Below are 26,563 nucleotides of genomic sequence, written 5' to 3'. Positions count from 1 at the left end.
ATAATTCTAAATAATGCTCATTAATTTATCTAAAATCAAGAAATGTTAGGTCTGAAATCAAATCAATTCTAGTTTTTCTATTCATAATAGTTATTTCCAATTAATTACAACATATACAAATGTTACAGTTTATTAGATGTAGGTTTCATGTGCATAATTACTTGTTTTTTAGGGTAAACATTATATATATGGTCAGGTATAATTCTTTAGGATTTACTATATTTTTAGAGTTAAAACATTCAAAATTATTGGCTGGATTGGATATTGATTATTATAGGATAGAATGAAATAAATATAATTAGTGTTGACAAAAGTATAAAAGATAGGTATTATAGTGTTACCGACCGAACAGTCGGTCGGTATTTGACAATAAACGAAATTGTGAGAGGAGACTAATATGTTATCAAAATTCAGTGTAAAAAAACCCGTAACAATAGTAATGATAGTACTTATTTTTATAATATTCGGAGCAGTATCATTTACTCAGTTGAATACGGATTTATTACCAAGTATGAATATTCCTTATGCGGCAGTATCAACTACTTATATAGGAGCAAGCCCTGGGGAAGTTGAAAATACGGTATCAAAAAATATTGAAAGTGCGCTGGCAACTGTGCAGAATGTGAAGAAAATACAATCTATTTCATCAGAGCATAATTCTATAGTTATAGTAGAATTTAATGAATCAACTAACATGGATGTAGCAATGTTGGATATGAGGGAAAAGCTCGATATGGTCACTGGTTATTTTCCAGACGAAGTAGGTTCTCCTATGATTATAAAATTCAATCCAAGTATGATGCCTATCATGGGATTTGCTGTTACCAAAGAAGGCAGTGATATGTCAGAAGTAGGAGATTTTGTAGAAAATATCGTTAAACCAAGATTAGAGAGAATAGAAGGTGTAGCTTCTGTAACTATCAATGGAGATATTAAGAAGCAAGTTGAAGTTACACTGGATTCAGATAAAATCGAACTGTTAGGTATTGATAGTGATATGATATCTAAACTATTGCAAGGTTCCAATTTTGATATGCCTGCTGGACAGATTACCGAAGGAGACAAGGATGTAACAATCCGTACTATAGGTAAGTTTGACAGTATAGAAGATATTGAAGATTTTATCTTATTGGAAATACCTGTTCCTGTTATACAAGGTGAAAAAGCAGATGTATGGGAAATGTTAAAACAACAAAAAGAAAATGGCAACAAGCCACAGGACTCTAATGGGGCTCCAAATACTGGCATGATGCCTAATCCAAATGAAATGCCAAATACTATTTCTGACAATATGCCTATGCCTGAAATAAAAATGGAAACTACTACTATAAGATTGAGTGATCTTGCAACAATAAAAGAAGTAGCCCAGAACAGTAAAATGTATTCCAAAGTTAATGGTGAAGACAGTATTTCACTTATGATTCAGAGACAAACAGAATTCAATACTACAGATGTTTCTAAAAAAGTTAATGATACTATAGATGAGATAAAAGAAGAATACCCAGACATGAATATATTGGTTACATTAGACCAAGCCAAGTATATTAACGATATGGTTTCTTCTGTTACTGTTAATGCTATAGTAGGAGCTATACTTGCAATATTGATCTTATTCATATTCTTGAAGGATCTAAGACCAACCATTGTTATTGGTGTAGCAATACCTATTAGTATAATTGTATCATTTACATTCATATGGTTAAGTGGTATTTCCCTAAATGTTGTATCATTAGGTGGATTGGCACTTGGAACCGGTATGCTGGTGGATAATGCGGTAGTTGTTCTAGAGAATATCTATAGAATGAGAAAAGAAGGAAAATCCAGAGTTTCAGCAGCTATAGAAGGAAGTAAACAGGTATCAGGAGCTATCATAGCTTCAACACTAACAACCATAGCAGTATTCTTACCTGTTATATTCGTTCAGGGTATGACAGCACAAATATTCAAAGAAATGGCTATAACTGTTACACTTACATTACTTGCCAGTTTATTAGTTGCTTTGACATTAGTACCAATGTTATCATCAAAACTTATCAAAAAACCAGATACAAGCACTCATCATAAAGCGATGGACGGATTTAGAAATTTATATGTAAGATTATTAAAAGGATCTTTGAAACATAGAGCTTTAGTTGTTATACTAACAATCATCTTATTTGTAGCTAGTATCTTTGGAGCTATGACAATAGGAACAGAACTAATGCCTACTACTGATGAAGGTCAGATAACAATTACCGCTTCAATGCCAAAAGGTACTACGTATAATAATACAGTAGCAAAGATAAAAGAAATAGAAGATATACTTATTGATTTCCATGAAATAGAGACTATCAGTACTTCTGTAGGTAGTGGCGGAGGAATGGGTCAGCTCATGGGAGGCGGATCAGCAGATAGTGGTACACTCAACTTAATCCTTGTTCCTAAGTCAGAAAGAGATAAAAGTACTCAGGAAATTTCCGATGATATAAGAAACAGTATATCAGGTAAGGTAGAGTGTGATTTAGAAGTAAACGCAGTATCTAATATGATGGCTTTCTCCACTGTACCTGTTCAAGTTGATATAGCTGGTACTGATTTTGATAAATTAGAAGAACTGGCTAAGGAAGTTGCAGCTATTGTTGAAGATATTGATGGAACAGTTGAGGTTGATAATGGTATTTCAAAAGGGGCACCAGAGCTTAATATTACATTAAACAGAGAAGTAGCAGGACCTCTTGGTATTACTACAGCTGCTGTGGCAGGTACAATAAGACAAAGATTGACAGATGTTAAAGCTACAACACTTGATTTAGGTGGTAAAAAAGTAGATGTTTATGTTAATAAGACATCTGATACTGAGCTTCAGACAAAGGATATTGAAGAACTGCCATTTACTTCTATGACAGGTAAAACTGTTAAATTAGGAGATATAGCAGAGATTGAAGAAGGAGTAGGTTATACTTCAATTAATAGAACTAATCAAAAGAGAGTCATCAGTGTTACCAGTAAACTAGAAAAAGGAGTAAGTGCCGGTAATGTTGGTAAGATTTTAGACGAGAAATTAAAAGAGATAGATATACCTGATGGTTATAGTATTGAAAATGCCGGGGAAAATAAAGAGATCCAGGATGCTTTTGTAAGTCTGCTATTAGCATTGCTTTTAGGTGTAGTACTAATATATATGATTATGGCATCACAATTTGAATCATTCCTATATCCATTCATTATCTTATTCAGTGTGCCACTAGCATTTACAGGAGCATTTATAGCATTATTCATAACTAGAACACCACTTAGTATAGTAGCATTCTTAGGTATGATTGTGTTAGCTGGTATTGTTGTTAATAATGGTATCGTATTAGTGGATTATATAAATAAATTAATAAAAGTTGGAAAACCTACAAAAGATGCTATAATAGAAGCTGGAAGTGTTAGAATAAGACCTATTCTAATGACAGCTCTAACAACTATATTGGCTGTAATTCCAATATCTCTAGGTATTGGTGAGGGAGCAGAAATGATTGCTCCACTAGGTGTAACAGTTATTGGTGGATTGATAATGTCTACATTCTTAACACTAATAATTGTACCAGTCATCTACTCAATATTTTATGGATTCAAAAAGAAGATTTCAAAAAAAGCGTAGTATTATATTTATAAAAGAGGGATAGATAGATGATGAGCAAGAAAAACCTGTTATATGAAGCTGCTATGACAATTATGATAAGAGAAGGCGTTAACGGACTTACTATATCTAAGGTTGCTAATGAGGCTAATATTGGTAAAAGTACCGTATATGAATATTTTAACAGCAAAGATGAACTCATATATAAGACTATCAATTATATGGGAGAAAAATATGTAGAAGAAATTCAACAAAGGTTATTTACTGATAATAAGGGTTTCGAAATAACCATAAAAGGCCTTATAAGAATAATTATAGCAACTATAAGACAAGGAAATACTAATTTCATATTCATGATAAGCGAATGCGATAAGACCTTCAAATCCAAGGTAGATATTCATGAACAAATCAAAAATATTATGCTTGGAATTAGAATGAAGTTATATAATCTCTTAGAAGAAATAATTCAGCTAGGAGTCAATGAAGGTATTATAGATAAACCAAAAGATAAAATGACCTTTGTCATCTGGCAAAACCTTTTGGTGATATTATCATATGAGTTTTCTGGAGAAGACGTATTCCTAGAACAAAATGATATCACTATAGGTGATGATGAAGAAAACATTAACACAATCTATAATCTCTTATTAAAAGTTTTTAAAAGCTGAAATTACTAAAAATAAAAGGCTGTCACCATATATTATGTATGTGGTGGGAGCCTTTTAAAATAGAGACATATATTACATCATTTCTTTTAAATCATCCATTAATCTTTCGGCTTTATTCATCATTTTTTTGCCTTTTCTTTGCACTTTACGCATATCACGTTTGTCCATATTCATAAGTGCCAATGATGATGCACCAATTACACTTCCTACTATTAAACCTGTTGCAAATTTCATTGATTAAATCTCCTTCCTAAATACACTAAAAATTAATTTTTAATACAAATAAAGGATAATAACAATGTATGTTAAAATTCTTTTATACTTTCATATATATTTTGGGAAATTATGATAATAATTATACTGGTAAAAAATGAAAAGACAAATTTTATCCACAAATTTTTATCCACAAGGACAAAAAACGACATAATAATTTGGATTAATTATTTATAGAAGTAAAGGAGCATCTTAACTTTGTTAAGAAATTAACCTTTTCATATATTTTTAAAAAATTATTTTTATGGATATATAACGATATTTTAATTTGAGGCATGACAAAATTGTGTATAGTTATTAAAGTTATCCCCAAGAAAATGGTGTTATCAACAGGAAAAATGTGGATAACTTCCAAAAATAATTAAAATTTTACATATATACCAAAACCATGAAGCAGGGCAACTTCATGGTTTTGACCGGAACAGCAATATATGTATACTGCTTTTTAATAAGTGTACTGGTACCTTCCTAAAGGTACTTTTCTTAGAACAAAGGGCATTGCTCTAGTTGTTTTTACAAATTTAATGAGTATGTATTAAAATACTCCCTCTATTATATAAGATGTTAAACACCCCAAAAGGTTACAAAAAAATTGAAAAAAGTTTAAAATGATTATATAGTCCTATAATATAATGATTAAAAATAGGCTAAAAGACCTAAGGAAAAACATTCTTGAGATAAAAATTAATATATGTCATAATATATAATGGATGAAAAAATTAGTTTCAATAATTAATGTTAGGAGAATACATATGGCTAAGTTGTTTTTCAAATACGGCACTGTTTTTTCTGCAAAATCTTTGAACCTTATAGCTACAGCTCATAATTATCAAACTCAAGGCAAAGAAGTATTACTATTAATCCCTAAAATAGATACTAGAAGTGACGGCTATGTTTCAACGAGAGCAGGATTCAAAATGCCAGCAGAGCTAATAGATGATGGTACAAATATCTATAATTTGTATGTTTCCCATCGTAAACAAAAAGATAATATTGATTGTATACTTGTGGATGAATGCCAAATGTTAAAACCTAAACATATCGATCAACTTAGAGAAATTGTTGATGAGTATAATACACCAGTCATTTGCTATGGTCTTAGAGTTAGTTATACGTTAGAGTTATTTGATGCAAGTAAAAGACTATTTGAACTTGCCGATAAACTAGAAGAGATAAAGACTGTTTGTTGGTTTTGCAATAATAAGGCTACCCATAACTTAAAACTTGTTGATGGTAAGCCGGTATATGAGGGTAAACCTATTGATATTGGAGGACTTGAGAAGTACGTACCTGTCTGTTATCATTGTTTCAAGAATCCTAAAGAAATATCATGATGTACTCATTTTAAGAAGTATTCTTATATAAATTTTCTTTACCCCTTTCGCCTTAACCCTTGAAAACACTGCGTTTATGGGGGTTTTCTTAGGGGTTTTATCCCTTATTTCCCTTGTTTTTTCCCTTATCAGAAATCTACAAGGGAAAGTATGCTTTCAAATTAAATCGTAGCCGTTTCCAGTAGCATCACAGAGTTTCGTTTTGACTCTCTTGTAGCATGGGCATAAATGTTCATAGTTGTGTTAATATCCGAATGCCCTAACAGCTCTTGCACATCTTTCGGTGCAGCTCCATTTGACAACAGCTTACTGGTGTATGTGTGTCTGAGTTGATGAAAATGGAAGTCCTCTAAGCCTTCAATTCTTTTCTTGAGGGTAAGGCACATACCTGTAATTGTTCTTGGGGCTTCTAATGTTCCATCTGGTCGCAGACAAACGAGGGAAATGTCATTGTATTCTTCCGGCACACTGCTTGTCACAGGCTTTGAATGAAGATAATAGTAAGTGCGGTTTTTGACTTTTTCTATGGTATAGTAGTTTTGGCTATATAACTCACCATACTGCTTTCTATTTTTCTGCTGTTCCTTTTTTGCTTGTATCAGTATGTTGGTCAATGTATCTCCAAAATCCACGGTGCGTATCTTTTTGCGTTTTGTCGGTCCGATAGTCATAGCCTTCCGAGTGTTATTATAACACACACTACGCCTAACTGTTAAGTATTTTCCCTCTAAGTCAATATCCTGCCAAGTCAAGCCACAAACCTCACCAAGCCTTAACCCTGTGTAGTAAGCAATTTGTATGGGGAACAATGCCGGATTGTTTATTCCCTGCAAATACTCTGACATTTGCTTGAATTGCTCGTCAGTCACTACTGGGGATTTTCCTGCTTCTCCATCTTCATCGCTGCTGAACATCTCATAATCATCTTGATTTCCTCTAAGCACCACATATTGCATAGGATTAAAGGTAATGAGCTGTTTTGGAAACACAGCAAACCGAAACGCTCCACGCATGACTGCTGCATATACATTTAGACTGCCTGCTGACAGTGGCTTAGACTTATTTCCATTTGATAATGGTTGAGCAGAGGAAAGAGAGTCGAAAAACTTTTGAAGATGCTCTGCTGTAATTGTTTTTAACTTTCTCTTACCAATGGAATGTTGCTTAATGCGGTTGGCTGTATTCAGATATGACCGTTCAGTGCCGTTACTGCGTTTGCTTGGGGTAAGTTCTTCATCAATCCACATATCTAACATATCGCTGAGTGTAAGATTAGAAGCCTTTGCAACAAACGCTTGATTTTCATACTCCTCCATAGCCTTGCGGAGTAGAGTTTCTGTTTCGCTCTTGCTTTCCGTGCCGGGCATTTCCTTTTGTATGCGATTACCGCTTGCATCTTCTACATAAAAGCGATAGTACCACTTCTTTCCTTTTTTCCTAACAGAACCTTTTGCCATAATATATTCTCCTTTCGATACGGCAAAGGTCACTGTTGTAATGTGATACCACAATTATAAAGGAAAAACATCACCCATACAACTTTGCCGTTTTATTTTTTGTTTTCTCATAAGCTTTTCACTCGCTCCATATCTAAGAGATTTATCCCTTGATTGGCAGTCAAAAATTGCTCTAACACATCTGTACGAATAACATTTTTTCTGCCAACAAAAAGCACAGGTAATTTTCCGTGCTTTATCAACATTCGCAGTGTATTTCTGCCTATACCTGTGTAAGCGGCAGCTTCATCAACGGTTAGTCCGAATTTGTTGCCTGTGTGAATTGCATTAGCGTTCATGTTTTGACCTCCTTTCGAGAAATCATATTTATAAATAGAAAGACCGCAACACCTTTTCTTTGGAACAGAAATAGAGTGTTACGGTCTATTTTGTTTTATCGTAGTTTGCCGTATTTGCCACGCACCCCCGACAAAGGGGATATTTTGAGTTGCTGTTGGCACAGCCATCATAGCCCCACAGTACCGTAGCTTGTCCTTTCAGAAGCTACGCATACCGCAGGAACTCCCCCTGTTTCTATCGTCTTGGGGGCGGAACGTCACGAAGTATCATTATTCCTTATGTGGGTCATTGCGGACGAGTGTGCCAAACTCGGTCTAACAGTCCATTTTATCGCTCCAATGGCATTATATTCACCTCCCCATACCGTTATCATGGCGATGTCTGTTAAGTCGCTTTGCCTTTCGGCTCACATAAGTTATGTACTCAAAATATCGTATATGAAATTGTCAAAGAGCAATTATGCTGTTAGGAATATCAGAGAAAAAACTTCCTCTCATATACCTTTAGAAAAAGAGGGGCAAACGACGTGGGCAGCTTACAAATTATTTTTCAAATACTTTTCTAAACTGCATAGCCCTCTACGAATTGCATCTTTCACGCTACTTGCTGATGTACCCTCGGCTTTGGCAATAGCGGTCTTACTCATGCCCAAGAAATAATGAGCGTAAATGCGTTTTGCCTGCTTGTCCGGCAATGTGGCAATGGCAGCGTGGAGTTGTTCGGTTGTGAGCTTGCGTTCGTAAATCTCATCGGGCGAGAGGGATACGAATAAGGCACTATGTTCGATACCGTCACCACGGTCAAGAGAGTAGTAGGCTTTGTGGTAGCGTATGCGGCTTTGGTAGGCTTGTTCTGCTTTGCGGTGTTCTTCAAAGATGTCAAACACCTCATTGGGAATGTCAATATAGGTATCTATGACGATATGGTCATAGTAATCTTTTAGGTTTATTTTTTTCATGGCTGTACCCTCCTTTCAAATTTTGGTTAAGAGCTGAATTTGAAAGGACGGTGGGAGGTGAACGACACCGAGAGGCTATGAACGCAAAAATGCCCGACTGAAATTCATAAAATCTCAATCGGGCATGGGTATATTTATATTGTAAATAATTATTTGGAGATGTTAATAGAACATGCCAAGGTATAAAGAACTTGATTTTTTCAGATAGTAATTTTTTTGCTTTTTCATTCTAATACCTCAAAACATGATTTCTTAACTCACTAATTAAAACATTTAGGTAAGCACACCATCTACCAAAGTCAAAATTCTTCCACCTGCCTTGGCTACACTTGTATCATGGGTAATTTGTATAATTGTGTTTCCTTGGCTATTAAGTTCCTTAAATAGTGCCAGTATTTCCTTACCAGTCTTGGAGTCCAATGCACCTGTTGGCTCATCGGCAAGTAGTATGGCTGGCTTTGTAATCAATGCTCTTGCAATGGCAACACGCTGTTGCTGACCACCGGAAAGTTCGCTTGGTTTGTGCTGTCCTCGGTCTGAAAGCCCTACCATTTCCAAAATATCTTTTGCACTATTCTTTGCAATATTTCTTTCTGTTCCACGGATAAGCAGAGGCATCATTACATTTTGTTCAACAGTATACTTAGGAATGAGGTGATATTTTTGAAAAATAAACCCTATTTTTTCATTTCTGATAGTTGCAAGAATACTTGTATCACTGTTCTCAACACAAATATCATCAATAATATAGCTACCTGTATCTAAAGTATCCATGCATCCAATAATATTCATTAATGTAGACTTTCCACTACCAGAAGCACCTAAGATAGAAACAAATTCGCCTTTTGCTACCTGCATAGATACGTCCTTTAAAACGTGAAGGGAAGAAGCACCCATGTGATAGGATTTATTAACTTTTTCTAAGCTAATCATGAAATTACCAGACCATGACACTTTCAACTACACCACTGGTTTCGTTGATAATCAGCTGCACCAAACTACCCTTTTTGATGCTATCTAGCGTAGTTTCTTTACCCATTGCATTGATAACCTTTGCACCGGCAGGAATGGTAAAATCTCTGACCTCACCTGTAAATTCAATAGGAAGCTTTTCAATTTCGCTGCCATCTGTGGAATTTCCATCTGCGCCACCATCATCAGGAGCGGGAATCATAATGGTCTGTCCGCCTGCGTTATCGCCTATGCCACCTTCGATAGGAACCTGATTACCATTTTCGTCAATCATCATACCCTGTCCATCACCATTTTCATTCTCAAGAATGAGATTACCCACGCTAAGTGTAATATCGTTTCCGACCTTGTCTTTAACCTCCCCTATATAGGTTTGGATTTTTGCTGTTTGTTCCTGTTCGCCTTGTGATGATTCCGGCTGTGGATTTGGTTTGCTTGAATTATTTGCTCCATTTGAGCAAGCAGCAAGTGTAAGTACAAGTGTTGCGGCTACCGCCATTAATATAATTTTTTTCATTGTGTTAACTCCTTTAAATTAAGTTTTTAGTTTATTCTTCAGCCAATGCCTGAACGGGCATTAACATCGAAGCTTTGTAAGCTGGATAAAATCCAAAAATTGTGCTAGTTGCCACTGCAAACAGCGAAGCAATCATTTTACCCTCTAATGTTGGATAGACGGGTATATCTGTATATCTCATTAAGGCTATGGCAAAAAAACTTAGTGCTACCCCAACAATCCCGGAAAAAGCGCCGATACAAAAAGCTTCAATCAAAAATTGCAATAGAATATCTTTTTCCTTTGCTCCCAGTGCTTTCAAAATACCTATTTCCTTTGTACGCTCTTTTACCGTTACGAACATAACATTCATAATACCGATGCCGCCAACTACAAAGACAATCAAAGCAACGGAGACCAAAAGAAGTTTCATCGTGGTTGCAGAAGCGGTTGCCGCTTCAATTCTTGTTCCGGCATCAGAAACAGAGTATAGGTTGGCATCATCCATGTAATATCCTAATGTGCTTTTTATTTCTTTTTTAGCAAGCTCTACGCTTTGAATACTAACAGCCTTTCCAACCGCCTGTGTGGTGGTGTATTTATCAAGGAATTTATCTTTCTCCATAGCCGCATAAGGTACAAATATACTGCTATCTGTGTCTACTCCCTGTAAGCCGTCCTCACTTCGTTTTAACAGCCCTATTACCTTATATCTAAAGTCACCGATTTTTAAGTAGTTGCCAACGGGTTCATCTGCTCCAAATAATTTTTCAGCAAGCTTGCTTCCGATAACAGCTACTCGTTCTCCGTCCTCAAAATCGTATTCGCTAAAATCTGCACCTTGCTCAAATTGAATGTTAGAGATTTGAGCATAGCCATTAGTCACCCCCACCAAACTGGAGGATAGCTTAGTACTTTTAAATTGAACTTCTTTGAAAACATTAGCTCTAAGATACAAGCCTTGCAAAGCAGAGCTTTCTTCTTTGATTTTTTCAATAATGTCAACTGATAACTTCTGGACAGTGCTAACATCTCTGTTCTGTCCTACTGCTCCATAGTCCAAGTTGACATAAACCGTGTCAGCAGACAGATTAGAAAACTGTTTTGCGGCTTCCAGCTCGCCACCTTTGCCTATTGCAATTACTAAGATAATGGTAATCGTACCCACAATAATACCCAAGGTCGTTAAAAGTAGGCGAAACTTGTTTTGAGTCATATTGATATAAACAATATGAAAAATCTCACTTAATCTCATAGGCTACTCCTGTACCACAGCGACATCATTTTCAGATAGCCCACTTATCACTTCACTAATTCGACCATCTGAAAATCCGGTAACCACTTTCGTTTTTACAAGTTCGCCGTCTTCATTTTTAATATTTACATATTGCTCACCATTCTCAAGCAATATCGCTTTGTTTGAGATTGTCAAAATATCCTGTTTTTCCTTTAAAATAATTGTTGCAAAAGCTTTCATACCCGGAAGCACCATCTGCTCTGTTTGGTCAAGGGTAATGGTGACAGGGTAATCTCCATTGTCATTTGCTACAAGAAGCCTTTCGGTAACGGTGCCTGTAAATTTTTGCTCGGCAAATGCATCAACAAAAATATTTACTTTTTGCCCGGGTGCAACGCTTCCAATATCCACAGCACTTACAGGAACTGTAATTGTAATTTCACTAACCTTTCCAATGGTGCATACGGCTTTTCCATCTGCAACCATATCCCCAGTCTTGTAATTGAGTGAAGTAACAATGCCATCCATTTGTGCATATAGAACGGGATTATTTTGCAGTTCTATCAGCTTATTCAATTTATCTTGTGCATAGCCTGTATTTCTGTTTGCTTTGGAAATGTTTTCGTTAATCGCTTTTAGTTCTTCGTTTACTTTATAATCAGAAAAAGTGTTGTCTTTTCCTTGGCTTTCAACCGCCTGATTATACTGCTTTTCTGTCCTTTGAATTTCCTCAAGCTTTAGTGAAAAATCCGTATAGGCTTTTTCGAGAGAAACTTCGGCAGTCGCTTTTTCGTTTTTTAATTGTTCTAACTCAGCAACAGATTTATCTTTCAAAAGTGTATCTATTTCTTGCTGCCAAGTGGTATTTTGGTTTTGCAATTTTGTTATTTCAAGGCGTATTAAAGTGGCTTCTTCTGAGCCGTCATCAATATAATTCAGATTTACTTGAAGGTTCTTTAGTTCCTTCTTTCTTTCGGCAAGTTTATCTTTCAGCTGCAACAATTCCTTTTTATATGAAAGCTCATCTATCTTTTCTATTTTGCTCTTCGCGGTATCCTTTAAGAGCTGAATTTGACTATTTAGTATTTCTTTCTCTTCTTCATTTTCCGTTTGCTCTACCAGTTTTAAAAGCTCGTCAATTTGCTTGTTTATGTCGAGAATTTCGTTATTTAAGTTTTGAATGGATATTTGATTTTTGTTAGCCAAAACCTCTTTATCACTAATTAAATCGCTTATCCCTTGTATTTCAAACTGAACATCCAATATTCTACTATTTAAATATTTTCTATCACTTGAACCATCATCAATCTTCAACAATTTTTCATTCAGCTCGCCTATCTTAATGATGTTAGCGTTAATTTTAGATTGCAGGGACTCCACTATGTTTGCAGTGTCTTTTACCAGCGAAGATAAATCAGAAATTTGTTTTGTAAGCTCTGAAATTTTAACTTCATAATCATGAATTGCTTTTTCTAACCGAGATTTTTCACTATAAAGCATGGAGAGCTTCATATCATAATCTTGCTGAATGCTATTAATTCCATCTTGCTTGTTTTTGTCATTTTGCTTTAGCAGCACATCTTTGGCACTTGAGGCCAAAAGCAGTGCGGCTTTCGCATCGGAAAGTTCATCTTTTGCAGCCTTGATAAGCTCTTCCAAATTTTCCTGCGAAATAGATGCAAGCTTGTCGCCTTTCTTGACTTCGCTACCAAGCTTTACAAACACATTGTCAATAACCGTATTTTCTGCAAAAGTGTGTAGATTAGGCAAAGTATTTATCTGACCACTTGTTTCTACTCCAACTGTAATGTTATCTTTCTTTGCCATATATTCACGCTCACGAACGGTAGTTTGAGTTTCCTGTGGTGTAAATAAAAGGAATATGCCTATTCCGATAATGCCGCTTATTGCAATTATTCCTGCCAAAATCTTTTTATTTTTAAATATTTTAATCTTCACATCATAGCTCCTTTGTACTGATTTTCTTTACAATACAAATTATAAAATGCGAAGCTTTAATGAACCCTTAATGAAAACAAAAAAATACAACAGCTAAAGAAAAGTTAATTTCTCAAGCTGTTGCATTTGACACAAACTAAATTGTATTTGCTTTATTTTCTTCTTTTCATATCGCTAAATCCAATCCAAACAGTCCAAACATAGGCACAGGTTTTGGGAATCATGAGCATACCGATTAATGGATTTACATCTGCCCATAGGACAACAGGAATATAGAAGGCAAAGCTAAGCACTATAGTAAGCCACATATATTTGAATGGGTTATCATTATTTTCTTTTGCACTGTTATAGAAAAGAACAATAATGATAATTCCCATAATTGCAAATGGAATATTTCTATAAATGCCCCAAGCGAGTGAAGGATTAGCACTTATCCACTCATTTTGAGGGAATAGACACAACACAATACGAATAATTGCCATAGCATAAACCGCAAGGGTTAAGCTTTGTTTTCCTTTAACATCATAACGCTTTCTCCATACATAATATAAAATGATGTAAAAGATTGTCATGGTAATGGAAGTTATAAACTTGCCAATACCAAGCGATACCGTATAGTTTTCAAGCCCTGTGGTGCAAAGAGCTATTGCACGAGGAACAAGGTGAAAAGAATCACCCAGACCAAGCACAACTGCCATAATTCCAAATAGGGTGTATTGCTTGTTTCCTTTTGCGTTCTTAATCATCAGAACTCCCAAGGTTATAACAGTAGTTAGATAAACTACATCAAATAAAGTTTCCATAATAGCTTGCATATTAAATCTCCTTGATTATTTTTTGAATTTCACGGTAAAAGTGGTTTGTTCGCCTAGAATGCTATGAACAGTGATTTCTCCACTCATATTTTCTATTATATTTTTTGCGATGGAAAGCCCTAAGCCATAACTACCGTCATGTTCTCTTGACTCATCCACCCTATAAAATCTATCAAAAATTTTAGGAATATGCTCTTTCGCAATTCCTTCACCTGTATTAGAAACACAAAGAAAGACGTTGGATTTATCTTGGGTTAGTTGTATTCTAACTACGCCACTTACTTTGTTATACTTAATGGCATTATCAAATAGGATTTTAATGACCTGCAATATTTTTTCCTCATCGCCTATGATAAATATATCGGCTTGTTTTTCTATTTCAAAAACAATGCCTTTTTCAAAAGCAACTGCTTCAACTGAAGCTGAGGTACTGTCAACCAATTTACTTAAATCAACTTTGGTATTATTAGTTGGCGATTGTCCATATTCGCTCCTTGCAAGATAAAGTAGGTCGCATACAAGTTTTGTCATTCGTTCCACTTCCAAAGAAATAAAACTAAGCCACTTTTTCTGCATAGCCACTGTTTCCTCTGGATTTGAATTTACTGCATCTAAATTAGCTCTAATAGTTGCAAGAGGTGTTTTAAGCTCGTGAGAAGCATCTTGTATAAACTGCTTTTGTTTGCTGTATGATTGTTCAATTGGTAGAGTAGACTGCTTTGCAAAGTATAAACTGATGCAAAAAATAATAATTAGCGTTGTCAAGCCAACGATTACGAATGTAACAAGTAGCTGAACTAACGTATTGTTTGAGTCAGTTATATTCAAAAAGCTAAATTGATAAAGGGATTCAATTTTTGGATTTATATTGGTGTCACTATCATCAAATTTAACGGTAGCAGCAACAACAGAAACCATGTATTTATACTTTTCCCCGCATAGAGTAACTTCGCCGGATTCTTTATTTTCTTTTTTTATATCTCCAATAACTTCTTCTAAATTCGATGATGGAATGGTACCAAAAGAGCTATCAAAAACCACCTGTCCTGCTTCATCAACTACAATACCAAATCCATGTAGATACTCGCCAAACACTTGTGTGCTAATTACTCCACTATTTTGTGACAGTTCCATTAATCTTTGCGTGCTTGCTACAATGCTTTCCATTCTAAGTTTATTTTGACTTTGAATATTAAAATAAGTGATGCAGTGAATGGTTGCAAAAGATATAAGCATTACAACCGAAAGGGTTATCATATTAATAAGCACAATTTTTCTTTTTAACTGCTTAAACATTCTATATACCCTCCTCGATTTGTAGTGAATAGCCCAAACCTCTAATAGTTTTTATAGATGTTTTTGCTGATAAGGATTTTAACTTCTTTCGTAAAAAAGATATATAAACCTCAACATGGCTATCTTCAGCTTCACTATCAAAGCCCCATATTTTCTCAATGATAGTGTTTTTAGAAATTACATTTCCTTTGGCTTGAATAAGTAAATCAATAATCTGACTTTCTTTTAATGTTAGATTAAAAGAATTTTTGTGGCAATACAAATTTAATGTATTAGGATTAAGAGAAATATCTCCATACGAATGGGTATCACTTGTTGCAATGTCTCCTTTACGCCTTGCTAAAGCACGAAGTCTTGCTAAAAGCTCATCTGTTATAAATGGCTTTGCTAAATAGTCATCGGCACCAAAATCAAGCCCTTTTACCTTATCCTCCGTTTCTCCTTTGGCAGTTAAAAGCAATACGGGAACGGCAATGTTTTCATTGCGCATTGCCTTTAAAACATCAAGCCCATTTATTTTTGGCAGCATAATATCAAGAACTACGATATCATATATGCCAGACAATGCACAATCAAGTCCATATTCTCCATCATGAGCTAAATCTACGGTGTAGTTGTTCTTTTCTAACACTTTGGCAATAGCCTGTGCCATGTGTCGTTCATCTTCAACAAGCAGTATTCTCATCTATTTCCTCCAATCTCTATAAACTCTTATATAGAGTAACATAAAAATCTTTAATGAAGCTTTAATCCATTATGTTAATATTATTTGTGAATTTAGTGATATTTTATCATAAGCAATGTCTTTATTCAATTTTCGCACAAAGATACAAGCTTAATCATAAACAAAAGTGGCAAGCAGGGCAACTCGGTACACACCTCGTTGCTTTTGCTTGTTGGGCAGTATCCCCAATCCCCACTGAAACGATGATAAATCATCGTGCTACGCCCCGTAAACGGTGCTATAAACTCACAGTGCGGCTTACCGCTGTTCCTGTGAGTTTTCTTTTGCCTTTTGTTCCTGTTCCAGTCCTAAAAGTCGGTCAATATTCGCCTTGGCAGTCAGAATATCCTGCATTTCTTTTTTCACTGCATGGTACTGTCCGTATGCCTTTTTCTTCTCTGAAAGCAAGTCGGCATATTCGGCTTGCAGGGTCTTAACTGTGGGGAGCTTTTTCACACCAAGTTCCTCAAAAGCCGCCTTTGCCGCCTTATGCAATGTCAGCTCGGCACGGTGTTCCTCAAAAAACTTTTGGGAGTAGCCTGCCTTGCGGTAGGCGGTATAAACATCTCGGGTTTTAGCATAGTTGATGATGTGCTTTTTTAGCACTTGTATCTCTGCCATACGCTTTTCAGCAGTCTTGATTTGCGTGTTCAGCTCGTCAAAGGTAGCGGTACATTTCTTTGCTTTTTCCTCTAAATCGGCATAAGCAAGGAGCTTATGTTCCTGCAAGAAATTGACCGTCTGTGCCATTTGTTTTAGGTTGAAAATTTTTGCCCATTGTTCGTAGCCTTTGCCCTTGCCTTGCTGTAATTTTGCCTGTATATCCACAAGCAGATTAATTGATTTTTCTTGCCGTTTCGGTTGCTTAACAGAGGACTTTTTAACCTCTCTTTGGAGAGCTTTACCCTCAATGATTGCCTTGAGTTCATCTTCGGAATATCCCTCACCGAGAGAACGCAGACGGATAAATTTCTTTTGCTCCGCACCCTTAAAGGCATAGTGCTTGCCACTTTTTATTTCATAGCCTGCACCCTGCATGAGCTGTAAAAACTCGTCAAAGGTTGTAGGCTTTTTAGCAAGCACTTCATCTATGGTCTGTCTTAATTTATCAGAATGAGAGAGGGGCTTTTTATCACCAAGCCACTTGCCATAATGCCCTTTGGAGCGTTTGGGATTTTCAATAATAGAAAGCCCATTTTCAAGGCAAATGCGGTCTGATATTTTGGCAATCGCCCGACCACTACCAAGAAAATCACGAAACTTTTTTGTGCAGTCAAGGGAGGTGGAATTAAAGATAATGTGATTATGAATATGGGATTTATCTATGTGAGTGGCAACGATAAAAGCGTGGTTGCCTTTGGTGAAGCTCGTGCCAAGTTCATAACCGATTTTATTGGCAAGCTCGGGTGTTATTTCCCCCGGCTTAAAGGATTGCCGTATCTGATAGGCAATGACATTGCTTGCTTGTTTTCTGCCGGTAATATCATCATATTGTCGCTTAGAGAGCATAAACTCAGCTTGCACGGTTTTAGGGTCACATTCGTAAGAGGACAACAACTCACCGTCATTTGTTTTGTCGGGATTTTTCGCATAGTCGGTACGGTCAGCAAGGCAATCTGCAATGGATTTTCCTTTGTTTTGGTGCATGGAAATAAGCCTTGTGGTAGCGATAATAACACCTCCTTTGGGGCAAGAAAAAAGAGTTGCCAGTCTGGCAACTCTCATTTATAACATCTACAACGCTTATAATATATTTTGACCTAAAATAACAACGATTGCAACAAGTATGGCAGTGGGGACATAAAAGAAAAGCTCCGTTGTTGACATCAAACATTGACAATAACAAGTTTTATTTTCCCAATTTGCTTTAGGTCGTTTTATCTTAAAGTCAATATCAGAAACTGCCTTCTCGGTGCTTAAATTATACAAATGTTTATATTGTCTTTCTAACATCAAGTAATAGGCATCTAAAAGCCAAAACAATATAGCAGGTACATAGGCAAGTAAAAAATACATAGGGTTAGCTTCTTTAGCCGACAAAGCAAAAATACCCGCAATCAAAGTTACAGCCCAACCTTTTAACATAAATGAATTGGTTGACATTCTTGTCATTATATTTTGTATCATCTCTAAATAGCGAATTTTAACTTCTATATTATCATTCATCTTTTACCTCCCAAGAAATGTTTTTATTTTTAATATCCTGTTTAACGAATATATATGGTAAAGTCACTTTGTCATCAAGTAAATCAACACAGTAAATTGGTTTTCCAAGAGTTTGACAGTGCAGCAATTCTAACTCTATCCAAGGAGAGTTTACAGTAGTACCATTCATCGAATTTTCGGTACGAAGAAACAAGAGCTTATCTGATTGCTCAATCCGTTTTTTCAAAACCTCTTTTGTATAATCGCTTACTAAGCTACGCTTCAAAAAATCATTGTCGCTTGACCAGTCGCAATAGCAGGTTAATCCTTGCTTATTCAAAATCGAGATAACTTGTTTTACAAGTTCAGCATCTTTGAAACTATGCGAAATAAAAACACCAAATCGTTTTTTACATTGAATAGTATCTTTTTCAAGGCGAGCTACTAAATCCGTTGGGGTCATATCAAACTTAGTGGTTTCGGTCATATAGGACTTTTTCTTTCCTTTGAAACTTTTTCTTAACTTCGCATAGTGTCCACTTTTCTGAAGATGAAAAAAAGCGGTACGGCGGATTTGGTTATTGCGTTCTGCGTCGTTGATTTTGTAAAAAAATTCTATTGTTTTAGGGCATATAAATTTTCCCATTTCCTTTAAAATTTCTATTTTCCCCTCAGTGGTTATGCCTTTTTGGTGATAGGCAACAATAAGTACATCCACATAATAAGGTTCGACCTCTTGCATTAAATCAGTAAAGCTATTAACTTGAGCATTCTTTTGTTGGATTTTATTGCTTCGCTTCTGCTTAAAGTGCTGATATTTTTCTCCTCTTTCAGCTTCAACATAACACTCTTTGTGTTTTTTCTTGTAATTGTCGCTTAAGATATTTCTTACAACAGGTATATGGTAGAAAAAGCTTTCGGGAGAAGGTGATTTGTACCTCGTTTTTTTGCCATGAGATTTAAGAAACTTATCCTTTTCTTGAAAAACCTTGCATCTTTCAACAATTTCTTTCCATTCAAAAGGGTATAGCTCCATGAAAAAACTCAAAAGTAACTTCTCATCATATTCATAGGGTAGAATTTCAGCGATAAGATATAGGGGTTGTTTTAATTTTTTATGTATCCGTATGGTTTCACCATCATACTTTCTGCGTGCAATTCCCGGCATACTGCACCTCCAAATTAAATCTGTTTTTCTAAATTATACCACGCATCTCTGGAAAATTCATCAACATAATCTGAACAAAAAAGCAGAAGTACCACCACAAAGCAAGGGTCAAGATAAACGGCTTTGCCGCCCTTACTTTATGATAAAAACTTCTGCTACTTAGCAAAATCGGGGCGATAGCACACAAATGCTACCGCCCCGATTTTGGTTATTGAGCTATATTCCTTTCAGCCACTCATTGAAGCCTTCCACTCTTGCTATAATCCATACGCCTACCATTGGCAAGCCCCACGGACTAAACAAATAGCCTACAATAAATGCAGGGATTGCCTGTGAAAAGCTTGCCACAATAATCATGCCGATGCCGAGAATAAAAAACAAAAAGGACAAAACACCAAGCAGCCCACTGCCAAAAAGAAGCACAAACTTTGACATTCCAAGCAAGATATTCAGTGCTAATGTAATCGGCAACAGTATAATTTTAAGTATCGTTTTCATAAAAAATCCCTCCCTACATCAATCTGTATTTACCATAACAGATGCGAGGAATATTGTCCATCTTGTCAATTCAAATCGCCGCAAGCCGGAGCATAATTTCCTCCGCAGCTCCCCAAAGCCTGTCATAGCTTTTTTGCAAATCCTCGATGTCCTCACCGTAAATGCTGCCTGTTTCGTGTACCCGTTTGGTAAGCTGATTTAGGCTGTTGGAGGTTACACGAAGTAACCTCACAAGCTCTCTCACATCGGCGGTATGAAGGTGAATGATAAGCCCGTCCACCGCCATTTTACGGAGATAAGCACCCATGTTTTTTGTGCCGATGCTCGCCATTTTTTCGTTTATCATGCCTCGTTCTTCGGGCGATACCATAAAATGAAGCTGTATATCTCTTTGCCTTTTCACCATTAGCGTTCCTCTCTTTCTGTCTTTGATTTTTTCGGAGTGATTGCGGCTCTTGGTGGCGGCTGCTTTAAGCTGTCCAAAATAGAGGGTCGCTCCCGTTTGGCTACTACCTCGCTATCCCTTGAGGGTGCAGACCGCATGGCACTCATGTTTAACTCCTTGTCAAGAACGGCAAGCCGTGCGGTTTTGTCCTTTAGCTCCTGTTCCTGCACAAATGGCTTTTGTACCTCAACCTTTGCCGCCGTCTGCTGATTATAGAGGTTTTCAAGCTCCTTTTGTACCGCCTGTAACCGCCCCTGCATACCGTTTAAGGCATTGTCGATACGGGTGAGATTTCCTCTTGCATCAAGCCCGAGTTTCGCTGTGTGGCTCATTGCTCCTTTGAGGGTGAGGGTATGCTCGTTTCCAAAGGCGGCATAGCTCAAATACATGGTAAAGCCTTTGTAACTGCCGATTTCCACAGGGTCGCTGTTTTTTATCTCCTTGCAGGCTTCAAGAATTGCCGCACCTGCATTGTCCTTGTCGGTGAGAACATCGCCCTTAATGGTAATCTTAAAATCATCTTTTGGCAGCTCGCCGCCTTGTGGGGCTTTCGGGGTATGCTCTGCCAGTGTAATCAAATCTTGCTCAAAGCCCTTGATGTAGCCCTTATTTCGCTCAATGCTTTCGGGGAAATGCTTTAAGAGATTGTCCTCCAAACGGTATTTTGTGCTTTGGTGGTTGGCTTTTAAGAGCTTCAGCCGTGCCACCTCAATATCCAAATCCATCTTTTCTTTAATCGCTGGGTTGCCTGCACAAAGAGCCTTAATTTCTGCATAGGACAGAGCCGCTTCGTCTATGTCCTCACAGGAGCGAACAGGGGATTTTGAAGTCATAATCTGTGAAATAAACTTCTGCTTGTTTTCCAAAGTCTGCCAAAGGTAGGCATCAAAGGTGTCCTCGGTAACATAGCGGAAAATTTTTACCTGTTCGTTTAGATTTCCTTGACGGATAATTCTGCCGGAGCGTTGGGTTAAATCCCCCGGACGCCAAGGGCAATCTAAATCGTGCAAAGCTACAAGTCGGTCTTGCACATTCATGCCGGCACCGCATTTTGCTGTGCTGCCAAGAAGAACACGCACATCACCGTTACGCACCTTTGCAAACAGTTCCTTTTTTCGTGTGTCGGTATTGGCTTCGTGGATAAAGGCAACTTCACTTGCAGGCACACCCTTTGCGATGAGCTTATCACGAATATCCTCATACACGCTAAACTGTGCTTCGGGAGCTGTTACATCATCGGGTAGAGCATCTTCAAGAGCATGAAGTTCTACGCCGTTAATGGTGCTGCCGCCTGCCTTTGCAACAAGGTCAAGTTTTGGTCTGCCTTTTGGGGTGGACAGGTCGCAGAACAAAAGTTGTGTCAGCTTATCGTCCTTGCCGTCCTCCCATATCCGCATAATATTGTTTATACAGGTGTTTACCTTGCTGTTTTCATCATCGGGCAGCATAGGGTTAATCACTCGCTGGTCAAGCCCCAATTTTCGCCCGTCTGAGGTCACCTTCAGCATATTGTCGATAGAGGGGTCTATGCGGTCATTATGGATTTTAGCGGCTCGCTCTGAAAGCTCCTGCACCAGTTCCTGTTGTATTTCGGTGGGCTTTGCCACCACCGTTTCATAGATAACCTCGGGAGTAGGCAAGTTCAGCTCATCGGCGGTCTTGATGTCGGCAACCTCTTTGAACATGGACATAAGCTCGGGCAGATTGAAAAACTTTGAAAATCGTGTGCGTTGGCGGTATCCTTTCCCTTCGGGGGCAAGCTCGTTTTGCGTGACGGTTTCCCCAAAGGTAGAAGCCCAAGCATCAAAGTGGATTAGCCCTGTTTCTCTAAGGCGGTCATACTGCAAATACCGCTGCATGGTGTAAAGCTCCACCATTGAGTTGCTCACGGGAGTTCCAGTGGCGAACACCGTACCTTTGCCGCCTGTCAGCTCGTCCATATAGCGGCACTTTAAGAACATATCACTGGATTTTTGAGCATCGGAGGTGGATAAGCCTGCCACATTACGCATTTTTGTAAATGTGAAAAGATTTTTATAGCTGTGGGCTTCGTCTACATAGAGCCTGTCTACACCAAGCTGCTCAAAGGTAACAACGCTATCCTTGCGTTCTCTTGCTTCAAGCTTTTTCAGCCGTTCAATCAGCCCCTTTTTGGTGCGTTCAAACTGTTTGACAGTAAAGCCCTCACCCCCGCTTGCCTTTACCTCTCGGATACCTTGCTCAATTTCATCAATCTGCTCACGGAGCAGGCGTTCCTGCCGTTCTAAAGAAACAGGGATACGCTCAAACTGGCTGTGACCGATAATTACCGCATCATATTCGCCTGTGGCAATCCTCGCACAAAACTTCTTGCGGTTTTTCGTTTCAAAGTCTTTCTTCGTGGCCACCAAGATATTGGCGGCAGGATAAAGCCTTAGAAACTCGCTTGCCCATTGCTCGGTTAGGTGGTTGGGTACGGCAAAGAGTGGCTTTTGGCACAGTCCAAGCCGCTTGCTTTCCATTGCCCCTGCAATCATTTCAAAGGTTTTGCCTGCACCTACTTCGTGTGCAAGCAGGGTGTTATTGCCGTAGAGGATATGGGCAATGGCATTGATTTGGTGTTCACGGAGCTTGATTTGTGGGTTCATTCCCACAAAATTGATATGGCTGCCGTCATATTCTCGGGGTCTTATGGAATTGAAACGCTCATTGTAGAGCTTTACAAGGGTCTGCCGCCTGTCTGCATCTCTGAATATCCAATCCTTAAATGCGTCCTTGATTAGCTGTTGTTTTTGCTGTGCAAGTTGTGTGGCATTGATATTGAGTACACGGATTTCCTTACCGTCCGGCTCGGTTTTGGTGTCATAGATACGCACATCACGGAGATTAAGGGTATCCTCAAAAATCTTGTATGCGTTGGCTCTGTCTGTGCCATAGGTGGCATAGGCGGCAACATCGTCATAGTAGATGGAATTCTTGTTGGTTACGCTCCATTCAGCGGTAAAGTTAGAGTAATTGACCTTAATACTTCCTTGATTGCGATATGGAGTGTCAAAGAGTTCGTACATAAATTCCTGCATATACTCTTTATCAATCCAAGTGCTGCCAATACGCACCTCAATTTCGCTTGCATCTAAATCTATGGGCTGTGCCTGCTCCAGTGCTTCTACATTCGCCTTGTATTCCTCGTTTGTTTTGGCGGCAAGCTCGGCGGTGCGGAGCTTTTCACGGACATTGCCGGAAAGGTATTCGTCTGCTGTGACATAATGGGGCGGTGCATCGGTGTGGTACAGCTCGGGAACACGGAAGATAACCCCTTTAAGCTGTGCAGCAATTTCTTCTTCCGATAATCCTGTCAGCTCTGCCATAAAGGACAAATCTACCTTTGCTTTTTCGGAAATGGAAACGGCAAGAGCTTCAGAGGGAGTATCCACGCTTGTGATATTAGCAGCTTTTTTAATGGTGCGTTTGGTGAACATATCTGCCTTGGCTTTCAGCTTGCCGTCCTCGTCCACATCTTCCAAAGAGCAAAGAAGATAGTAGGAGTTATCCTCACTAAAGGCAAGGGCATTGCCACGGCTGTTAATCAGCCCGTATTTTGCGGTAAAGGTATCATAGAGCCGATTTAGCTTGACCTGTTCCGTTTTAATGACTTCATCGCTAAAATCTTCAAGCTGATAATAGATTAGGTCATTGACACACTCACGCAGCTCCACAAGCCCTGTGACACGCTCTTTTGCAGTTTGGTTAAGAGCAGGCTTTACCATGCGGCTGTTTTCACGGAAGTACACCTCACCGTCCACGAGGGTGTAGGTGTGGTTTTTTACATTAGGGTCGGCAGGAATAGACACTTGCTCGGAGATTTCTATATCGGGCAGCTCCGCTTCGCTGATTTCGCCCTCGATGTTTCGGGCAGCCGATTTTAACTGTTCGGATAGCTCTGCACCCTCGATGGGAACACAGGCACTTTCCATACCAAACTGACCGCTGACCATTTCCATATTACCCAGTATCATTTCGGGGTGTTCTGCAAAATAGCTGTTGAGAGAAATGTCGTTTTTATCAAGCCCAAGGTGTATCCAATCCTTATCTACATCAATGGGGCTGTCACGCTTTTGCAAAAAGATAATATCACTGGTGACTTCTGTGCCTGCATTTTTGCTAAATGCGTTGTTTGGCAAGCGGATAGCTCCTAAAAGCTCGGCTCTTTGTGCAAGGTATCGTCTGACCTCGGGGTTTTTCTTGTCCATTGTTCCCTTGGAGGTGACAAAAGCAACGATACCGCCGGGGCGGACTTTATCCAGTGCCTTAGCGAAAAAGTGGTCGTGAATGAGGAAGTTTTGGCTATCATAGCGTTTCTCACTGAGCTTATAGTTGCCAAAAGGTACATTGCCGATTGCAAGGTCAAAAAAGCTGTCGGGCAGTTCTGTTTTCTCAAAGCCTGTCACGGCGATATTGGCACTTGGGTAGAGCTGCTTTGCAATCCTGCCTGTGATGCTGTCAAGCTCCACACCATAAAGATTAGAGCCTTGCATACTTTCGGGGAGCATACCGAAAAAATTGCCTGTGCCGCAGGCAGGCTCTAAGATGTTGCCTGTGGTAAAGCCCATTTGCTCCACCGCATCATAAATTGCCTTAATGACCGTTGGTGAGGTGTAGTAAGCACCCAAGGTACTTGCCCTTGCCATTTCGTACTCGTCCTCGGTTAAGAGGTCTTTTAGCTGTAAGTATTCACCGTGCCAACTGTCTTTTGTTTCATCAAAAACATCGGGCAAGCCGCCCCAACCGACATACTGCGACAGGGTTTCCTGTTCTTCGGAAGAGGCAGGGCGGTTTTCACGCTCAAGGGTCTGCAAGGTGGCGATAGCGGCAATGTTACGCTGAAATTTCTCTCGTTTATTGCCCTCGCCTAAATGGGTATCGGTAATACGGAAGTCCTCGGCTTTTTCCTGTTCTGTTTTAGTCTGTGGGTAACGCTCCAAAAGCCGCAAAAAGCTGTCACGGCTCTCGGCTCTCAGCACAGGATAAAACAAAGAGGGGTCACGCAGGGTCACTTGATTTTCGGTGATTTCCTCAATGAAAAAAGGCGTACCGTTTTCGAGATAGACGGTATCGCCCTTGGTGTATGGGATAGGGGGAATTTCGGCTTGCTTTTCCTCGGCAGGGATTACCTTTTGTACCACCTCCCACATGGTTTTGACTTCTTCGGAGGTAAGCACATCAAGGGCATTGATGTTGTTCCACTTGTTGCCATAGGTATCGGGGATATAAAATCTGTTCCAGTTGTTGCCGTCCGTTTCAAAGACAAGCCGCTGTTGGCTGTCCTCCTTTGGAACAAGCCCCTTGCTTGCAAAACGCTCCCATATTTCTTGCGGGGCATTTACCTCGGCTGAAACTAAATAGCTGTTTTCCTTGACCTTAAAAATGTCGGGGTTTTCAGTATCGTACATTTCCAAGGTAAGCTCCGCTGTGTGTGGTGGCTCTATGCTGTTCAAGCGGTCTGCCATCGCCTGTGCCTGTTCCTCGGTGTTATAGGTGGGATAGGTGTCCTCTGTATGGTGGTATCTGTCCTTATCGCCGTCGGGGATAGTATTATCACGAACAATAAAGGGCTGTTCCCACGCATCGGAGGTCTGCTCCACGGTGTAGCGTTCGGTTTCGTCATTTACAAAAAACTTGTTTTGCATAACAAGCTGACCAAGAAGCCGTTGCATCTTTGCCCACGGCAGTTCAACGGATAAATCTTCCTTGATTACAGGAAAGGCAGGAAGATTACCGCCGTACTCATTTTTCAGCCAGTCGGCTGTGCCACGCTCACGGCTGTGGCTTTGCATATAGGAAAGCACCCTTGCTTTGCTGTCCTCGTCACCGTTCCAGTCAAGCAAGGCGGTTTCAATGTCGGATTGGGTGATTTCTGCCTTGATTTCGGAGATAGCCGCTTTCACGGTGTCGGTCAATGCAGATTGTGGCTGCGGCTCTGCTGTTGGTGGAGGTGTAATATTTTCAAGCCCGACAGCAGCTTGCTGCTGTTCCTCATCTTGTGCTTTTTCCTCCGCTGTTAAATAGCGGTCTGTGGCTACTAATGCACGGAGATGTTTTTCAATTTCCGTCCACTTGACAGTGCTTTTGCTGTTGGTATCATAGTGGTCTATGGTCATTCCCTTTGACGGCTGATAATCTATAAAACCGCTTGTAC

20 protein-coding genes are annotated in these 26,563 nt (G+C 38.8%); 3 read left to right on the top strand and 17 right to left on the bottom strand.

The genetic code is table 11. From position 1 onward, the window contains the following. Positions 1–397 precede the first annotated feature (397 nt). Positions 398–3,625, top strand: a complete 3,228-nt coding sequence (locus AACQ14_RS03580) for an efflux RND transporter permease subunit (protein ID WP_339362193.1) — start codon at positions 398–400, stop codon at positions 3,623–3,625. 29 nt (positions 3,626–3,654) lie between these two features. After that, entirely contained in the window at positions 3,655–4,272 is a 618-nt protein-coding gene (locus tag AACQ14_RS03575) for a TetR/AcrR family transcriptional regulator (protein WP_339362192.1), read from the top strand. A gap of 72 nt (positions 4,273–4,344) precedes the next feature. Here the strand turns inward: AACQ14_RS03575 and AACQ14_RS03570 are convergent, their stop codons facing one another. Further along, on the bottom strand, positions 4,345–4,506 hold the full coding sequence (locus AACQ14_RS03570; RefSeq protein WP_339362191.1) for a hypothetical protein: 162 nt from the start codon (positions 4,504–4,506) through the stop codon (positions 4,345–4,347). Positions 4,507–5,297: 791 nt separating this feature from the next. Between AACQ14_RS03570 and AACQ14_RS03565 the strand changes: the two genes are divergently transcribed. Further along, entirely contained in the window at positions 5,298–5,879 is a 582-nt protein-coding gene (locus AACQ14_RS03565; protein ID WP_339362190.1) for a thymidine kinase, read from the top strand. Between the two features lie 161 nt (positions 5,880–6,040). Here the strand turns inward: AACQ14_RS03565 and AACQ14_RS03560 are convergent, their stop codons facing one another. From AACQ14_RS03560 to AACQ14_RS03485, 16 genes are all read right to left on the bottom strand, one after another. Beyond that, positions 6,041–7,336: a tyrosine-type recombinase/integrase gene (locus AACQ14_RS03560; RefSeq protein WP_339362189.1), complete on the bottom strand. Its 1,296-nt coding sequence runs from the start codon at positions 7,334–7,336 to the stop codon at positions 6,041–6,043. Between the two features lie 107 nt (positions 7,337–7,443). Beyond that, a complete protein-coding gene (locus tag AACQ14_RS03555; RefSeq protein WP_339362188.1) occupies positions 7,444–7,674 on the bottom strand; it encodes a helix-turn-helix domain-containing protein in 231 nt (76 codons plus the stop codon). A gap of 536 nt (positions 7,675–8,210) precedes the next feature. Beyond that, on the bottom strand, positions 8,211–8,633 hold the full coding sequence (locus AACQ14_RS03550) for an RNA polymerase sigma factor (protein ID WP_339362187.1): 423 nt from the start codon (positions 8,631–8,633) through the stop codon (positions 8,211–8,213). 273 nt (positions 8,634–8,906) lie between these two features. After that, positions 8,907–9,587, bottom strand: coding sequence for an ABC transporter ATP-binding protein (locus tag AACQ14_RS03545; protein WP_339362243.1), 681 nt, complete (start codon positions 9,585–9,587; stop codon positions 8,907–8,909). Then, positions 9,571–10,122: a hypothetical protein gene (locus AACQ14_RS03540; RefSeq protein ID WP_339362186.1), complete on the bottom strand. Its 552-nt coding sequence runs from the start codon at positions 10,120–10,122 to the stop codon at positions 9,571–9,573. The genes AACQ14_RS03545 and AACQ14_RS03540 overlap by 17 nt, the downstream gene beginning before the upstream one ends. Before the next feature lie 31 nt (positions 10,123–10,153). Then, complete coding sequence (locus AACQ14_RS03535; protein ID WP_339362185.1) at positions 10,154–11,356, bottom strand: ABC transporter permease; 1,203 nt, start codon at positions 11,354–11,356, stop codon at positions 10,154–10,156. 3 nt (positions 11,357–11,359) lie between these two features. Continuing rightward, positions 11,360–13,297 carry an efflux RND transporter periplasmic adaptor subunit gene (locus AACQ14_RS03530; RefSeq protein WP_339362184.1) on the bottom strand — a complete coding sequence of 646 codons (1,938 nt, stop codon included), beginning with the start codon at positions 13,295–13,297 and terminating at the stop codon, positions 11,360–11,362. A 152-nt stretch (positions 13,298–13,449) separates the two neighbouring features. After that, complete coding sequence (locus tag AACQ14_RS03525) at positions 13,450–14,112, bottom strand: hypothetical protein (protein ID WP_339362183.1); 663 nt, start codon at positions 14,110–14,112, stop codon at positions 13,450–13,452. Between the two features lie 15 nt (positions 14,113–14,127). Continuing rightward, positions 14,128–15,408, bottom strand: a complete 1,281-nt coding sequence (locus tag AACQ14_RS03520) for a sensor histidine kinase (protein WP_339362182.1) — start codon at positions 15,406–15,408, stop codon at positions 14,128–14,130. A 1-nt stretch (position 15,409) separates the two neighbouring features. After that, positions 15,410–16,093: a response regulator transcription factor gene (locus AACQ14_RS03515; protein ID WP_339362181.1), complete on the bottom strand. Its 684-nt coding sequence runs from the start codon at positions 16,091–16,093 to the stop codon at positions 15,410–15,412. A gap of 297 nt (positions 16,094–16,390) precedes the next feature. Further along, a complete protein-coding gene (locus AACQ14_RS03510) occupies positions 16,391–17,803 on the bottom strand; it encodes a relaxase/mobilization nuclease domain-containing protein (RefSeq protein ID WP_339362242.1) in 1,413 nt (470 codons plus the stop codon). A gap of 72 nt (positions 17,804–17,875) precedes the next feature. Further along, the gene (locus AACQ14_RS03505) at positions 17,876–18,298 is read right to left on the bottom strand and encodes a hypothetical protein (protein ID WP_339362180.1); all 423 of its coding nucleotides are present in this window, start codon (positions 18,296–18,298) and stop codon (positions 17,876–17,878) included. Further along, on the bottom strand, positions 18,291–19,445 hold the full coding sequence (locus AACQ14_RS03500; RefSeq protein ID WP_339362179.1) for a toll/interleukin-1 receptor domain-containing protein: 1,155 nt from the start codon (positions 19,443–19,445) through the stop codon (positions 18,291–18,293). Before AACQ14_RS03500 ends, AACQ14_RS03505 begins: the two co-directional genes overlap by 8 nt. 216 nt (positions 19,446–19,661) lie before the next feature. Further along, positions 19,662–19,943 (bottom strand): CD1845 family protein, encoded by a 282-nt coding sequence (locus tag AACQ14_RS03495; RefSeq protein WP_339362178.1) that lies wholly within the window; start codon positions 19,941–19,943, stop codon positions 19,662–19,664. A gap of 70 nt (positions 19,944–20,013) precedes the next feature. Further along, entirely contained in the window at positions 20,014–20,349 is a 336-nt protein-coding gene (locus AACQ14_RS03490) for a plasmid mobilization protein (protein WP_339362177.1), read from the bottom strand. Then, on the bottom strand, positions 20,349–26,525 hold the full coding sequence (locus AACQ14_RS03485; RefSeq protein WP_339362241.1) for an SNF2-related protein: 6,177 nt from the start codon (positions 26,523–26,525) through the stop codon (positions 20,349–20,351). The genes AACQ14_RS03490 and AACQ14_RS03485 overlap by 1 nt, the downstream gene beginning before the upstream one ends. Between the last annotated feature and the right edge of the window lie 38 nt (positions 26,526–26,563).

This window comes from Vallitalea maricola (assembly GCF_036985595.1).
GTDB classification, from domain to species: Bacteria; Bacillota; Clostridia; order Lachnospirales; family Vallitaleaceae; genus Vallitalea; species Vallitalea maricola.
The sequence above is the reverse complement of the archived record's forward strand: the minus strand, read 5'-3'. Positions and strand labels throughout refer to the sequence as shown.